15 protein-coding genes are annotated in these 12,371 nt (G+C 66.3%); 2 read left to right on the forward strand and 13 right to left on the reverse strand.

Features of this window, described 5'->3' with window-relative positions; translation table 11 throughout:
* Nucleotides 1-74: 74 nt before the first annotated feature.
* Nucleotides 75-1,472 carry a polysaccharide biosynthesis/export family protein gene (locus AC07RM_RS24975; protein ID WP_495336282.1) on the reverse strand — a complete coding sequence of 466 codons (1,398 nt, stop codon included), beginning with the start codon at nucleotides 1,470-1,472 and terminating at the stop codon, nucleotides 75-77.
* Between the two features lie 583 nt (nucleotides 1,473-2,055).
* Here AC07RM_RS24975 and mscL point away from each other — a divergent pair.
* Entirely contained in the window at nucleotides 2,056-2,487 is a 432-nt protein-coding gene (mscL, locus tag AC07RM_RS24980) for a large conductance mechanosensitive channel protein MscL (protein ID WP_296798539.1), read from the forward strand.
* A gap of 34 nt (nucleotides 2,488-2,521) precedes the next feature.
* Here mscL and pdxA read toward each other — a convergent pair whose 3' ends face one another.
* From pdxA to AC07RM_RS24995, 3 genes are read right to left on the reverse strand one after another with little or no spacing between them, the layout of a single operon-like run.
* Nucleotides 2,522-3,586 (reverse strand): 4-hydroxythreonine-4-phosphate dehydrogenase PdxA, encoded by a 1,065-nt coding sequence (pdxA, locus tag AC07RM_RS24985; protein ID WP_495336283.1) that lies wholly within the window; start codon nucleotides 3,584-3,586, stop codon nucleotides 2,522-2,524.
* Nucleotides 3,583-4,356: a Nif3-like dinuclear metal center hexameric protein gene (locus AC07RM_RS24990; RefSeq protein WP_495336284.1), complete on the reverse strand. Its 774-nt coding sequence runs from the start codon at nucleotides 4,354-4,356 to the stop codon at nucleotides 3,583-3,585. Before AC07RM_RS24990 ends, pdxA begins: the two co-directional genes overlap by 4 nt.
* A complete protein-coding gene (locus AC07RM_RS24995) occupies nucleotides 4,353-5,705 on the reverse strand; it encodes an MFS transporter (protein ID WP_495336285.1) in 1,353 nt (450 codons plus the stop codon). The genes AC07RM_RS24990 and AC07RM_RS24995 overlap by 4 nt, the downstream gene beginning before the upstream one ends.
* 304 nt (nucleotides 5,706-6,009) lie before the next feature.
* On the opposite strand from AC07RM_RS24995, the gene AC07RM_RS25000 reads away from it, so the two are divergent.
* On the forward strand, nucleotides 6,010-7,173 hold the full coding sequence (locus AC07RM_RS25000) for a S1C family serine protease (RefSeq protein ID WP_495336286.1): 1,164 nt from the start codon (nucleotides 6,010-6,012) through the stop codon (nucleotides 7,171-7,173).
* A gap of 94 nt (nucleotides 7,174-7,267) precedes the next feature.
* Here AC07RM_RS25000 and tatC read toward each other — a convergent pair whose 3' ends face one another.
* The 9 genes from tatC to AC07RM_RS25045 all read right to left on the reverse strand — a co-directional run bounded on the left by tatC (nucleotide 7,268) and on the right by AC07RM_RS25045 (nucleotide 12,204).
* Entirely contained in the window at nucleotides 7,268-8,077 is an 810-nt protein-coding gene (tatC, locus tag AC07RM_RS25005) for a twin-arginine translocase subunit TatC (RefSeq protein ID WP_093351923.1), read from the reverse strand.
* 81 nt (nucleotides 8,078-8,158) lie between these two features.
* Nucleotides 8,159-8,620, reverse strand: coding sequence for a Sec-independent protein translocase protein TatB (gene tatB / locus AC07RM_RS25010; protein WP_093351925.1), 462 nt, complete (start codon nucleotides 8,618-8,620; stop codon nucleotides 8,159-8,161).
* A 12-nt stretch (nucleotides 8,621-8,632) separates the two neighbouring features.
* Nucleotides 8,633-8,878: a Sec-independent protein translocase subunit TatA gene (tatA, locus tag AC07RM_RS25015; protein ID WP_093351928.1), complete on the reverse strand. Its 246-nt coding sequence runs from the start codon at nucleotides 8,876-8,878 to the stop codon at nucleotides 8,633-8,635.
* A 62-nt stretch (nucleotides 8,879-8,940) separates the two neighbouring features.
* Nucleotides 8,941-9,300: a histidine triad nucleotide-binding protein gene (locus AC07RM_RS25020; RefSeq protein WP_493208126.1), complete on the reverse strand. Its 360-nt coding sequence runs from the start codon at nucleotides 9,298-9,300 to the stop codon at nucleotides 8,941-8,943.
* Nucleotides 9,290-9,679: a DUF4870 family protein gene (locus AC07RM_RS25025; RefSeq protein ID WP_057595255.1), complete on the reverse strand. Its 390-nt coding sequence runs from the start codon at nucleotides 9,677-9,679 to the stop codon at nucleotides 9,290-9,292. Before AC07RM_RS25025 ends, AC07RM_RS25020 begins: the two co-directional genes overlap by 11 nt.
* A gap of 47 nt (nucleotides 9,680-9,726) precedes the next feature.
* Entirely contained in the window at nucleotides 9,727-10,107 is a 381-nt protein-coding gene (locus tag AC07RM_RS25030) for a phosphoribosyl-ATP diphosphatase (protein WP_057595256.1), read from the reverse strand.
* On the reverse strand, nucleotides 10,104-10,502 hold the full coding sequence (gene hisI, locus AC07RM_RS25035) for a phosphoribosyl-AMP cyclohydrolase (RefSeq protein ID WP_208513651.1): 399 nt from the start codon (nucleotides 10,500-10,502) through the stop codon (nucleotides 10,104-10,106). The genes AC07RM_RS25030 and hisI overlap by 4 nt, the downstream gene beginning before the upstream one ends.
* Before the next feature lie 40 nt (nucleotides 10,503-10,542).
* A complete protein-coding gene (hisF, locus tag AC07RM_RS25040) occupies nucleotides 10,543-11,322 on the reverse strand; it encodes an imidazole glycerol phosphate synthase subunit HisF (RefSeq protein WP_093351941.1) in 780 nt (259 codons plus the stop codon).
* 45 nt (nucleotides 11,323-11,367) lie between these two features.
* Nucleotides 11,368-12,204: a D-hexose-6-phosphate mutarotase gene (locus AC07RM_RS25045; RefSeq protein ID WP_495336287.1), complete on the reverse strand. Its 837-nt coding sequence runs from the start codon at nucleotides 12,202-12,204 to the stop codon at nucleotides 11,368-11,370.
* Nucleotides 12,205-12,371: the final 167 nt, after the last annotated feature.

The raw sequence follows: 12,371 nt of genomic DNA on the forward strand, positions 1-12,371 counted from the left end.
CTTTGCGCCTGAACGTTTCTTGACAGCCCCAATCAAGGCATTCGCCGTTCAGGCAACGTGTGGGGCTCTGTGCGTCAGTTGTTGTGTCTGACGTAAATTTCGCTCGCAGTATTCGCCACCGACGCCGAAGGCAGAATCAAATTGACCACGCGGTTCCACTTGACCAAAGGAACGGGATCGATGTAAATCACATCTTGAGACTGCAGCCGAAACTGGCTCGCAATCGCAAGTGCAGCGGGGTTCTTGGCATTGAGATTAAAGATCGCAGGAGCACCTGTTGCACCTTGCCGAATGACATAAATCTGACCGGCACTGGCCGTGGCATTCATTGGCCCTCCGGCTTCGCCCAAGGCTTCACTCAAGCTGAGACGACCATTGCTGCGCATGGGCAATGCCAAAGGTGCGAGGACCTCGCCCATGAGAAAGACCTTGGAGTCCTCCCTATTCGCCACGCGGATGGTGTCCTCGCTTTTCAGAGGAATGCTGTTGCCGTCATAACCGGCCTCGCGCAGCTTGACCAAATCAATGAGGATGGACTGGCCATTCCGAATCAGCGTGACCGAGGACCGATTCCCCGCCGCCGTGATGCCACCAGCTCGGTTGATGGCTTCATTCAGCGTCATCGGCACGTCCGTGAAGATCTGCGAGCCAGGAGTGCGAACTTCGCCTTCCACGTACGCACGGCGACTTCTGAAGGATTGGATTCGCACCGTGACCTGGGGATCGCGAATGTGCGGTCTCAGCAACTTGATCAGCAGATCCGAAGCATCGCCTTCGCTCAAACCTGCAACGCGCACACGACCGATATAGGGAAATGCAATCTCGCCGTCGGCATCGACGATGAACCCCGGAGCGACCTGCACGCCCGTCGGATCCACCGACTGCGAGATGACAGCCCCTGCATTCGGCAAAAGTTCAGGGTGGTCATACACGATGACACCCACCACATCGCCCGATCCAATGGTGTAGCGCGCGCCCTTGCCAAACAGCGCACGCACTTCCGACGGCACGCCCTGAGGTGCGGCCTCGGCCAAGGTACGAACCAGCGCAAGGGAAATAGGAGTGATCTCGCCCTCGGGCGCCCCGTCCGGCAGATAGCGGAAGTCGTTGGGCAACGGACCGGCAGCGTCATAGGGTTCGACGTTCCCCATGCCTGGTGCAATTGCGCATGCCTGCAACACCATCACAGATGCCAGCAGACCCCACTTCAGAAAATTCGCTACTCTTTTCAATTTCAACCCCCACGGAAAATCAATTTTCGCCATCGTCAATTTCGAATTCGGGACAAGCCCTACCTCAACAAAACCCGAACCAAATGATTGGCTGGCCCAATGGGGTGCACATAGCGTCTTCTCAAAACGATCCTCATCGCACGACTGATTGATTGTTGAACAACCCAGACCCCCCAAGCGCATCTGCGCTTGGCCTCTGACGCAGTGGTCAGACAGCCTCCCTGTTTGGCTGTTGGTCAAGAGACCCGCGGGATTTCCCTCCCCAGGCCAACCCGGCATTGTCGCTGCACGTGACGACTGCTATCCCGGCTTGTGAGTTGCAAAAGATTGTGTCCAACCCTTGCTCGACAGGTCGATCATAGGCGAGTCCTTTGGTCTCTCTCGTTTCAACACCCCCTGCCCAGCAAACCAATCTACTCGATGAAGAAGACTTTTTTATAACCTTCGTAGCATTGCCAAAGTGTTAGCGATCCCTACGTCGTTACCGTTTTCCGTGGGGAAACGTTGTTCGACACCCACGAAAAACCTCGCCGAGAAGGCCGCCCGCGTGAATGTAAAGTTGCGAAAAAGTTCGCGCATCCCCCGCTTGAGGGAGTGCCAAGAGGCGAAGGCTTGCCTCAGTCCGAGCAGAACTGGAAACAACTAGCAACATGTTGGACTCTGTCGGGTCACCGAGCGATCTGTCGCGCCGGCAGAAATCCAGATTCGATTCAGCTTTGTGAAGGACTTCATGAGGCTCAGGCACCGCGCCACGCGGAACACCCCAGCCTCCCGTGCATACTGGCGCCTCTCTCAACCCCAGTGCTCCCGCACCCTCCCAACCATGACCATCCTCAGCGAATTCAAGGAGTTTGCCGTCAAGGGCAATGTCGTCGACCTGGCGGTCGGCGTGATCATCGGCGCGGCCTTCGGCAAGATCGTCGATTCGCTGGTGGCCGACATCATCATGCCCATCGTCGGGCTGGTGTTCGGCAAGCTGGACTTCTCGAACCTCTATGTGGTCCTGGGCACGGTGCCCGCGGGAATCGCCAACAACCTGGCGGAGCTCAAGAAGGCCGGCGTGCCGGTGCTGGCGTACGGCAACTTCATCACCATCGTGGTCAACTTCGTGATCCTCGCCTTCATCATCTTCATGATGGTCAAGCAGATCAATCGCCTGCGCCGCACGGAAGAAGCCGCTCCGGCTGCCCCCGCCGCACCGCCCGAGGACATCGTGCTGCTGCGCGAGATCCGCGACAGCCTCAAGCGCTCCTGAAGCGCAGCGCGGCCCTGAAGGCCGCGCGCCCCACTCAGATACCGGCCAGCGCGCGCGCCATGTGCAGCGCCTCGACCAGACTCGATGCATCCGCGCGGCCGGTGCCCGCGATATCGAACGCCGTCCCGTGATCGGGACTGGTCCGCACCAGCGGCAGCCCGAGCGTCACGTTCACGCCCTTCTCCACGCCCAGGTACTTCACCGGGATCAGTCCCTGGTCGTGGTACATCGCCACCACCACGTCGAACTCGCCGCTATCGGCCACGCCGGGCCGCTTCGCGCGGGCACGCATGAAGACGGTATCGGGCGCATGCGGCCCATCGGCGGCGATGCCTTCGGCACACGCCGCGGCGATGGCGGGCACGATGATCTCCTGCTCCTCCAACCCGAAGAGTCCGCCCTCCCCGGCATGCGGATTGAGCCCTGCGACACCGATGCGCGGCGCGCGGCCCAGGGTGCGCGAGAGCGCATGGTGAGTGATGCGCAAGGTCTCGAGCACGCCATCGAAAGTGACGGCCTCGATCGCCTGACGCAGCGACATGTGGATGCTGACGAGCACGGTGCGCAGCTCGTCGTTGGCCAGCATCATGCGCACGGGCACCTCGGCCACGCTGCGCCCCAGATGCGCGGCGGCCTCGGCCTGCAGCAGTTCGGTATGGCCCGGAAAGGGAAATCCTGCCGCCGACAACGCTTCCTTGTGCAAGGGCGCGGTGACGATGGCGGCGATCTCGCCCCGCAACGCGGCCCGCGCTGCCCAGACCACCGCATCGCCCGCCGCGCGCCCAGCTTCGGCGCTGATACGGCCATGGACCACTCCCTGCGGCGACGCGATCACCTGCAGCACAGGCACACAACCGGGCGGAACCCCCAGCGCCTCGGCCGATGAAGCAATCTCGACCACGGGCCACGCCGGATGCCCGGGCGCCGACAGGGCCTGCAACGCCTCCCGCATCGTCCCCACATCGCCCGCCACGAAGGCGCCACGCGTGGCCTCGGGCGCATCGCGAAACGCCTTGCCGATGATCTCCGGCCCGATGCCAGCCGGATCACCGAGCGTGATGGCGACGGGCCTGCCACCCAAGGATGCAGCACTCGTCATGCCGGGTTGTCGATGTCGATGAACTCGTGCTGGAGCCCGAGCTGCGCAGCCACGTGTTCGGCCACGGCAGGCGCGCCATAGCGCTCGGAGGCATGGTGCCCGCACGCCAGGAAGGCCACGCCCATCTCGCGCGCGTAGTGGGCCTGCGGCTCCGAGATCTCGCCGGTGATGAAGGCGTCGGCACCGGCCGCGATGGCGGCCTCGAAGTAGCCCTGCGCGCCGCCGGTGCACCAGGCGATGGTCTTGATCGGACGATGGGCGGTGTCGACCAGCGTCACGGGCCGCTTGAGCACCTTCTCGACGTGGACGGCGAGCGCCTTCGCGTTGGCCAGGGTCTCGCCGTCCTCCAGGCCGCCGAGAAAGCCCAGCTCCTGCTCGCCGAAGCGCCCGGCCGATCCCGGATGCGCCAGCAGGCCGAGCTGCAGGCCGAGTTGCGCGTTGTTGCCGAGCTCGGGATGCGCGTCGAGCGGCAGGTGGTAGGCGAAGAGGTTGACGTCGCGATTCAGCAGCAGCGCCAGCCGCTGCTTCATCCAGCCGGTGACGCGGCCGTCCTGGCCGCGCCAGAACAGGCCGTGGTGGACGAAGATGGCATCGGCCTCGGCGCGGATCGCGGCCTCGATCAGCGCGCGGCTCGCGGTCACGCCCGAGACGATCTTGCGCACCGTGGTGCGGCCCTCGACCTGCAGGCCGTTCGGTCCGTAGTCCTTGAAGCGCTCGGGAGCGAGCAGCAGGTCGAATGCGTGAAGCAGCTCGTGGCGGGTGGTGCTCATCGCGACATTGTCGCGCCGCCGGCCGGCGCCACGCCAGCCCGCATGGGGTGGCCGCGGGCCGCCAGGGGGCAGAACGCGAGCACGAAGCCCAGCGCGGCCAGCACCGCCACGTAGTGCGCGGGCGCCATGGGGTCGTGCTGCAGCCAGAGCGTGAGGACCACCGGCGTGAGCCCGCCGAAGACGGCATACGACATGTTGTAGGCGAACGAAAGCCCCGAGAAGCGCACCGGCGCGGGGAAGGCGCGCACGCCGGCGATCGGCACGGTGGCGATGGTGCCCACGAACAGACCCGTCAGCCCGTAGTGCCAAAACAGCGTGGCCGGCGTGCCGGGCAGGCCGGTGTAGAACAGGTAGGCGGTCGCGAACAGGCCACCCCAGCCGATCAGCATCACGGCGCGCGTACCGATGCGGTCGCTGGCCCAGCCGGCGATCACGCAGCCGATGGTCAGCGTGAGGGTGGCGAGTGCATTGGCCTCGAGCGCGAGCGCGGCCGGGATGTGGTGCACCTTCTGCAGGTAAGTGGGCGTGTAGAGCACGATCACCACGATCGCGGCCGACAGCACCCAGGTCTGCAGCGCGACGAACACGCTGGCGCCGCGGTGCTCGCGCAGCACGGTGCGCAGCGGCAGCTCGCGCGCCACGCTGCGGCGGTCGGCGAGTTCGCGGAACACCGGGGTCTCGTGCAGGAAGCGGCGCAGGTACACCGACACCAGCCCGAACACGCCGCCGAGGATGAAGGGGATGCGCCAGGCGAAGTCGCTGACCTGCTCGGGCGCGTAGTGCCGGTTGATGACCACGGCCACCAGCGAACCCAGCAGGATGCCGCCGGTGATGCCCGAGGTCAGCGTGCCGACGCCGAAGCCATAGCGCTGCGCGGGCACGTGCTCGCCGACGAACACCCAGGCACCGGGCATCTCGCCGCCGATGGCCGCACCCTGCAGCACGCGCATGGCCAGCAGCAGCAGGGGCGCCGCCACGCCGATGCTGGCGTAGGTGGGCAGCAGGCCGATGACCAGCGTGGGCGCGGCCATCAGGAAGATCGACAGCGTGAACATGCGCTTGCGGCCGAGCAGGTCGCCGAAGTGCGCGATCACGATGCCGCCGACCGGCCGGGCCAGGTAGCCGGCCGCGAAGATGCCGAAGGTCTGCAGCTGGCGCAGCCAGTCGGGCATGTCGGCCGGGAAGAACAGCGCGCCCAGCACGGTGGCGAAGAAGACGTAGATGACGAAGTCGTAGAACTCGAGCGTGCCGCCGAGGGCGGACAGGGCGAGCGTCTTGTAGTCGCGGGCGTTGAGCGCGCGTGCCGGGGCCGGCGTGGTGCCGTCCGGGATGGTGGCGTGTGAAGTCATGGCGGGCGGAGAGTCATGGCTGCGCACCGGGGCCGCAGGGCCGGATGGGAAGCGAAAGCGGTACGCCGACGAAAGTGCCGGACCGAGTCCACCGGGTGGGCGGGGCGGCGGCGAAGGAGAGCCGGGTCGGCAGGGTCCCGATGCTAAGGGTTATCCCTTATAGGCGCCTCGAGCCTCCAGGAATCTCGACCGGCCGGCGCGGTCTTCGCTCCCTGCCGTTGAGAGACAATCTCCCGCAGCGCCGCGCTCCGCGGCCTTTCCCCCTCAGCGCCCTCGCCCTTTCGCGCCTTTTCACCAAGTTTTCATGAAACGCATCTGGCTGCTCTTCGCCCAAGCCGTGACCGTCCTGCTGGCGGCCTATTTCGTGGTCGCCACGCTCAAGCCCGAATGGATCAACCGGCGCACGACCTCGCTGGGCGGCGTGGTCTCGATCATCGAGGCGCCCGCCAGCTCGACGCCCGGCGTGCCCGCGCCCGGCAGCCTCAGCGCCGCGGCCAAGAAGGCCTCGCCAGCGGTGGTGAGCATCAACACCAGCAAGGCGGCGCAGCGCCATCCGCGCAGCAACGACCCCTGGTTCCGCTTCTTCTTCGGCGACCAGGACGACCAGCCCCAGGTCGGCCTGGGCAGCGGCGTGATCGTGAGCACCGACGGCTACATCCTCACCAACAACCACGTGGTCGAGGGCGCGGACGAGATCGAGGTCACGCTCAACGACAGCCGCCATGCGCGAGGCAAGGTGATCGGCACCGACCCCGACACCGACCTGGCCGTGCTCAAGATCGAGCTCGACAAGCTGCCGGTGATCGTGCTGGGCAGCTCCGATGAGCTGCAGGTGGGCGACCAGGTGCTGGCCATCGGCAATCCCTTCGGCGTCGGCCAGACCGTGACCAGCGGCATCGTCTCGGCGCTGGGCCGCAACCAGCTCGGCATCAACAACTTCGAGAACTTCATCCAGACCGACGCGGCCATCAACCCCGGCAATTCGGGCGGCGCGCTGATCGACGTCAACGGCAACCTGCTGGGCATCAACACCGCGATCTACTCGCGCTCGGGCGGCAGCATGGGCATCGGCTTCGCCATTCCCGTGTCGATGGCCAAGATCGTGCTCGAGGGCATCGTGAAGGAAGGCCAGGTGCGCCGCGGCTGGATCGGCGTCGAGCCGAGCGACCTCTCGCCGGAGCTGGCCGAGACCTTCGGCGTGAAGGCCGACGCGGGCGTGATCATCACCGGCGTGCTGCAGAACGGCCCGGCCGCCAAGGCCGGCATCCGCCCCGGCGACGTGATCACCGCGGTGGGCGACAAGAAGACCGACAGCGTGCAGGCGCTGCTGACCGCCGTGGCCGGCCTCAAGCCCGGCAGCACCGCGCGCTTCGCGCTGCAACGCGGCAGCGACAAGATGGAACTGGACGTGATGCCGGGGCTGCGGCCGAAGAGCCCGGTGCGGCAGGTGCCGAACCAGAACGAGTGAACGAACGAGACGCGCGGGCCCGGGTCCGCGCAGCCATGAAAAAAGCGGCCGACGGGCCGCTTTTTCCTTGCCGGATCCGGAAGATCCTTGCCGCTCAGGGCGGCGTGGTCGACGAGGAATCCGCTTCCTCGTCCTCCGGCGACTTCGAGACGCGCGAGAAGTACTTGGCCCCGATGATCCCGACCTCGTACAGCACGCACATCGGGATCGCCAGCGCCAGCTGCGACACCACGTCGGGCGGCGTCAGCACGGCGGCCACGATGAAGGCCACGACGATGAAGTAGCCGCGGAACGAGCGCAGCTTCTCGATGGTCACCATCTCGAAGCGCACCAGCAGCATCACGACGATCGGCACCTGGAAGGCAACGCCGAAGGCGAGATAGAGCGACAGGATGGCCTCGACGTACGAAGAGATGTCGGGCGTGGCCGCCACCGCGGCCGGCGTGAACTTCTGGATGAAGCCGAACATCTTGTCGAGCACGAACAGCTGCACGAAGGCGATGCCCGCGTAGGCCAGCAGGCTGCCGAAGATGATCAGCGGCAGCGCGAAGCGCTTCTCGTGGGTGTAGAGGCCCGGCGCCACGAACATCCAGGCCTGGTACATGAGCCACGGCAGCGCGAGCAGCACGGCGGCCATCATCAGCACCTTGAGCGGCACGAAGAAGGGCGAGAACACGCCCACGGCGATCAGCTTGGCGTCGGGCGGCATGTGGGCGCGGATCGGCATCGCGATGATGTCGATCAAGCCGCCCGGACCGGGCCAGACCGCCAGCAGGATGCCGGCGATCGCCATGCCGTAGACGCAATAGAGCAGCCGGTCGCGCAGCTCGATCAGGTGCGCGACGAAAGGCTGCTCGGTGCCGGCGAGCTCGTCTTCTTTGTTCTTGGAGTCGGAATCAGCCATTGAGGAGATGGAAAGCGTGGGCTGCCGACGGGCGGCGCGCGTGGGAACGCTGGGTGGAGGGGGAAACGCGCCGCGCCGCTGCTAGCTGACCTTGTGCGGCCGGTAGCGCGCGACGCGCGCCGCGCCCGACAGTGCCTTGGTGCGCACGCCGTTGCGGGACTTGTACCACTGCGGCGTGGCGCCCTGCTTGAGGCGCCAGTTCTTGCGCGGATGCTTGTAGACCGGCACCACCGGTTCCGGTTCGGCCAGCGCCGAGAGGGTTTCGCCCGCGGGGGTGGAGAACTGCTTCTCGAGGTCGCTCACGCCCGAATGGATGTTCTGCTCCACGTCGCGCGCCGCGTCCTCGACGGTGGTCTTCATCTTGCGGAGCTCGTCGAGCTCCATCGAGCGATTGACCTCTGCCTTGACGTCATTGACGTAGCGTTGCGCCTTGCCGAGCAGCGTGCCGACGGTGCGCGCCACGCGCGGCAGCTTTTCGGGTCCGATGACGATCAGCGCCACGACGCCGATCAGCGCCATCTTCTCAATGCCGAGGTCCAGCACGTGTCGCCCGGATCAGGACTTGTGGCGTGCTTCGACGTCGATCGTCGGCTTGTCGGTGGCGGCCGACTGGCTCGTGACCTGGGCGGCCGGGCCGGTGGCGGTCGGCGCGTCGGTCGCGGAACCGTCCTTCATGCCGTCCTTGAAGCCCTTGACGGCACCGCCGAGGTCGGAACCCATGTTCCGAAGCTTCTTGGTACCGAAGATCATGACGACGACGAGCAGCACGATCAGCCAGTGCCAGATGGAAAAAGAACCCATGGAAGACTCCTAAGAATGTGCCGATTTTAGTCGCGGCGAATGTGACAAATTTACTTAACGGCTCAGCCGCGAAGCCAGGGGCGCGGACCGCCCATGACGTGGACATGGAGATGATGCACCTCCTGCCCCCCTTCGGTACCCGTGTTGACCACCACCCGGTAGCCGCCTTCGGGGTACGGATTGCAGCCCTGCTCGAGCGCCAGCTTGGGCGCCAGGGTCATGATCTTGCCCATCAGCGCCGCGTCGTCGGGCGTCAGCTGGGCCATCGAGGCGATGTGCTTCTTGGGCACCAGCATGAAATGCACCGGCGCCCAGGGCGCGATGTCGTGGAAGGCGAAGACATCCTCGTCCTCGTAGACCTTGCGCGACGGGATCTTGCCCTCGACGATTTTGCAGAAGATGCAGTTCGGATCAGATGACATCGTTGGGTTCCATGGGACGGCCGTCGTTCATCCGGATCATGCCTTTCACGATCCGGTAGAGGAACCACAGCGAAATCAGGCTCCAGGCGATCCAGCCCGGGACGAAGAGCAGCAGCCAGAGCCACGAGGTGACGATGTAGAGCAGCCCGGCCCAGAGCACCGAGCGGATGCGCCAGCTGAAGTGCGAGGCCTGCCAGGTGCCGGCCGCGTCGTCGCGCTTCACGAAGTCGATCACCAGCGCCACCAGCAGCAGCAGCACCGAGGCCTGGGCGCCCGGCACCACGGCGCCGATGGCGACGATCAGGTGCAGGATGTAGCTGACCCAGCCCCAAGTCTTGAGCGAGTCGTCGGGCTGAACGTTCACGATGTCGTTGGGCATGGCGATGTCCTTTCGGTCGTCAGAGTCATCCCTCGGCAATCAGGCGGTCACTCGCTGGCGGCTTCGCGGGCCTGCACCTTGCGCAGCGCCTTTTCCTCGATGCCGCTGGTGCCTTCGCGCCGCTCGAGCTCGGCCACCACCTCGGCGGGCGACAGGCCGTAGTGCGCGAGCGCCACCATGGTGTGGAACCAGAGGTCGGCCACCTCGTAGACCACCTTCGTGCGGTCGCCGCCATGGTCGGCGTCCTTGGCCGCCATCACCACTTCGGTGGCTTCCTCGCCGATCTTCTTGAGGAAGGCGTCGGGGCCCTTGTGCAGCAGCCGCGCGACGTAGCTCTTCTCGGGATCGCCGCCATTGGCGGGCAGGCGGCTTTCAATGACCGCGGCCAGGCGTGCGAGGGCGTCGTTGGTGTTCACGGTGCCGCTCATTTGTAGATCGATTCCGGGTCTTTCAAGACCGGCTCGGTCACGGTCCATTGGCCGTTCTCGTACTTGTTGAAGAAGCAGCTGTGGCGGCCGGTGTGGCAGGCGATGCCGGGCTCGTGGCCGAGCTGGGTCACCTTGAGCAGCACCACGTCGTTGTCGCAGTCGAGGCGGATCTCGTGCACGGTCTGCACGTGGCCCGATTCCTCGCCCTTGAACCAGAGCTTGCCGCGCGAGCGGCTGAAATACACCGCGCGGCCGAGTTCGGCGGTCTTCTCGAGCGCCTCACGGTTCATCCACGCGAACATGAGCACGTCGTTGGTGCCTTGTTCCTGGGCGATCACCGGCACGAGGCCGTTGGCGTCCCATTTCACTTCATCGAGCCAGATCATGGGCGGGATTGTCGGCGATCGGCCGGCCGCGACCGACGCCGAAGGGTCATTAAATCCGCACCGGGATGCCGCGCTCGGCCATCCGCGCCTTGGCCTCGCCGACCGTGTGCTCCCCGTAGTGGAAGATGCTCGCCGCCAGCACGGCGTCCGCGCCGCCCTTCTGGATGCCGTCGGCCAGGTCGTCGAGGTTGCCCACGCCGCCCGAGGCGATCACCGGCACGTTGACGGCGTCGCTGACGGCGCGGGTCAGCGCCAGGTCGAAGCCGCTCTTGGTGCCGTCGCGGTCCATGCTGGTCAGCAGGATCTCGCCGGCGCCGCGGCGCGCCATCTCGGTGGCCCATTCGACGGCGTCGAGGCCGGTGTTCTTGCGCCCGCCGTGGCTGTAGACGTCCCAGCCCGGGCCGCGGCTGGCTGCTTCCTCGGGCGTGCGGCGCTTGGCGTCGATGGCGACCACGATGCACTGGGCGCCGTACTTGGCCGAGGCGTCGCTGATCACCTGCGGATTGGCGATGGCGGCCGAATTGAAGCTGGTCTTGTCGGCGCCGGCATTGAGCAGCCGGCGCACGTCCTCGACGGTGCGCACGCCGCCGCCCACGGTCAGCGGAATGAAGACCTGCGAGGCGACCGACTCGATGATCGGCAGGATCAGGTCGCGGCCGTCGCTGGTGGCGGTGATGTCGAGGAAGGTCAGCTCGTCGGCGCCCTGCGCGTTGTAGCGCGCGGCGATCTCGACCGGGTCGCCCGCGTCGCGCAGTTCGAGGAAGTTGACGCCCTTGACGACGCGGCCGCCGGTGACGTCGAGGCAGGGAATGATGCGTTTGGCGAGCATGGTGGGGTAGCTGGGGTAACTTGGGGTCGCGGGAAGAAGCAGGAATCAGAGGACGCGCAGCTGCTGCCAGCCCTGCCACTCGGCGCCGGGCGCGAGCTGCACGGGCTCGTCGATGCGCGCGGCCTCGACGCAGAGCATGTGGCGAAAGCCGTCCTCGGGCATGTCGGCGAGTTTCGCACCGAGCGCGGCACCCGGGTTCCAGACCACGGTTTCGGTGCAGGTGGCGCCCTGGGCGATCTCGAGCGTGCCGCCCGGCTGCACCAGCCGCAGCGGCTCGGCGGGCGCGGCATAGACGCTGTCGAACTCGGATTCGAAGCGCAGGGCCGGCGCGGTTTCCACGTGGCGGTCGTCGCGCACCGCATCCCAGCGGTTGGCGCCTTGCAGGCCTTCGAGCCGGGCCTCGGCGATGTCGTCCACGGCCAGGTAGGTGTGCAGCGCGGCCGTGAAGCCGAAGGGCCCGCCGCCGAGGTTGCGCAGGCTCAGCGCGGTGCGCAGCTGCCCGGCCTCGAGCGTGAACGCGACCCGCGCCTCGAAGGCATGCGGCCACAGGGCCCGGGTGGCGTCGTCGTCGCGCAGCCGCAGGGTCAGCGCGCCCGATTCGGCATCCACACCCTGATTTTCCCAAGGCAGATTGCGCATGAAACCATGTTTGGGGAGCATGCCGCGCTGGTTGAACTGCGGACAGCAGATGGGCACGCCGCCGCGGATCGCGGTCTTGCCGTCGAACACGGCGCGCGGGCTCAGGTAGAGCCTTTCCCTGCCGTCGGCCGTGGTCCACGAGAGCAGATGCGCCCCGTGCAGGGCCACGGTGAGGGTGCTGCCGTCGGCACCGGTGGCGCGCAGCGCGGGCTGGCCGCGGAACTCGATCGAGCTGATGTGCATGTGAGGAATTGTAGGCAGCGCTCCGATCGCACCGTCTTCGCGCAACATCGGCGCCTCGCGCGGCACGGCCATGGGGCCTAAAGACTGCATGGTCAGGCCCCGATTGCAAGCCGGGGGCCTTCTTGGATACCCTGTGCCTGCAAAAAAATCGCTCACACAACCAAGCA

The sequence above is a fragment of the Variovorax sp. GW821-FHT09B05 genome (assembly GCF_059418265.1).